Source organism: Hydrogenophaga sp., assembly GCF_041633695.1.
Classification (GTDB): Bacteria; Pseudomonadota; Gammaproteobacteria; order Burkholderiales; family Burkholderiaceae_C; genus Hydrogenophaga.
Window position 1 is genome coordinate 1 of sequence record NZ_JBFJMY010000650.1, and the last position, 1,824, is coordinate 1,824.

The window sequence follows — 1,824 nt, forward strand, 5'->3', positions numbered from 1 at the left end:
CAGCGGCGCCAGTGTGCGCGCCGACGCCACCCCATCGGCATCACGGGGCATGTGGCGCTGCACCCGCTCGATCTGATCTTCCACGGTTTGTATCGCCTGCTCAATGGCCAGTGGCGTGGGCACGCCGCTGGCGTCGCGCCCGGCGAACAGGCCGCTGCACCCCACCGCTAGGCGGAACACGCGCGCGTCAGCACCCGGCGTTTGCACGCGCAGGCAGGTCTCGTCCGCACCGATGTCGAGGCGGATGGTGGGCCGTGGATCAAACGAACGGTCTGGCATGGCGCGCAGCCGGGGTCCGGCCTCAGGCCGCCTGCGCTGGCAGGGTTCCCCACAGGAATGCGTCCATCGACAACACGCCATGCACCACACCGCCTTCGATGCGGGTGGCCGGTGCCTGGGCACCGGCTGCGCCCGCTGCCACCATCAGCGGCCACAGGTGTTCGGGCGTGGGATGGGCGCGCTGCGCGTGCGGCGCCAGCGCCATGGTTTGCTGCAGGCGGGCGTGGTCGCGGCCCAAGACGGCCTGCGCGATCCAGGCCGCGAACTCGGTGGCGTAGTCCGCCGCCAGGCCGTGGTCGCGCTGAACCTCGTAGAGGTTGTGGGTCAGGCTGCCCGAGCCGACGATGAGAACGCCCTCGTCGGCCAGCGGCGCCAAGGCCTGACCGAAGGCATAGGCCCTGGCACCGTCCAGCCGCGCGGGCAAGGACACCTGGAACACCGGCACATCGGCGTGCGGAAACAGGTAGCGCATGGGCACCCAGGCGCCGTGGTCCAGACCCCATTGCGCATCGGGCTCGGCCGCCCAGCCCGCCGCGCGCAACACCTCAACGGCGCGCGCCGCCAACGCCGGATGACCCGGGGCGGGGTAGTTCAGCTGGTAGAGCGCCGGTGGAAAACCGCCGAAATCGTGCACCGTTTCGGGCGCGGCGGTGGTGGCCACACGCGGCTCGCGCGTCATCCAGTGCGGCGACACCACCAGCACGGCGCTCGGGCGGGGCAGGCGCTCACCCAAAGCCATCAAGGCCGGGCCGGCGGTGCCGGGATCGATCGCAAAAGTGGGCGATCCGTGCGAAATGAAGAGTGTGGGCAAGTGGGTCATGGAAAAGTCCTCGTGGCGTGCAGGTTTAGGCCCAGCACATAGGCCAATGTAAAAGCACCGAGGGTGTGGACCGTTCGAAACACACGGTCGCCATAAACAAAGCCATGGAACGATGGCCCTGCGGACCAGCGCCCTTCGCGGTCGGCGGGATAATCCCCCCATGGCAAACAAACAGCGTGTGGTGGTGGGCTTGAGCGGCGGCGTGGACTCTGCGGTGAGTGCGCACCTGCTGAAAGAGCAGGGCTATGAGGTCATCGGCATCTTCATGAAGAACTGGGAAGACGACGACGACAGCGAATATTGCTCCAGCAACATCGATTTCGTGGACGCTGCGGCGGTGGCCGATGTGATCGGTATCGAGATCGAACACGTCAACTTTGCCGCCGAATACAAGGACCGGGTGTTTGCCGAATTTCTGCGCGAGTACCAGGCCGGGCGCACACCCAACCCGGACATCCTGTGCAACGCCGAGATCAAGTTCAAGGCATTTCTCGACCATGCGATGCGGGTCGGCGCCGACAAGATTGCCACCGGCCATTACGCCCGTGTACGTCAGAACCCGGACAGCGGCCTATATGAGTTGCTCAAGGGCCTGGACCCGTCCAAGGACCAGAGTTACTTCCTGCATCGGCTGAATCAGGCCCAGTTGTCCAGGACGCTGTTTCCGGTGGGAGAACTGCACAAGACCGAGGTGCGCCGCATCGCGGCCGAGATCGGCCTGCCCA

The 1,824-nt window shown here is 66.5% G+C and carries 3 protein-coding genes; 1 reads left to right on the forward strand and 2 read right to left on the reverse strand.

Annotated features, from left to right (window positions below):
* Positions 1 to 279 (reverse strand): hypothetical protein (locus ABYB95_RS22820; protein ID WP_372662426.1); only part of this gene is annotated, 279 nt, incomplete at its 3' end.
* A gap of 22 nt (positions 280 to 301) precedes the next feature.
* Positions 302 to 1,099 carry a dioxygenase gene (locus tag ABYB95_RS22825; RefSeq protein ID WP_372662429.1) on the reverse strand — a complete coding sequence of 266 codons (798 nt, stop codon included), beginning with the start codon at positions 1,097 to 1,099 and terminating at the stop codon, positions 302 to 304.
* Between the two features lie 160 nt (positions 1,100 to 1,259).
* On the opposite strand from ABYB95_RS22825, the gene mnmA reads away from it, so the two are divergent.
* On the forward strand, positions 1,260 to 1,824 hold a 565-nt coding region (mnmA, locus tag ABYB95_RS22830), incomplete at its 3' end, for a tRNA 2-thiouridine(34) synthase MnmA (protein WP_372662432.1).

Bases quoted from the DNA above. Each gene is read 5' to 3' on its own strand.
- ABYB95_RS22825 (WP_372662429.1), bottom strand. From the start codon at position 1,099: ATGACCCACTTGCCCACACTCTTCATTTCGCACGGATCGCCCACTTTT.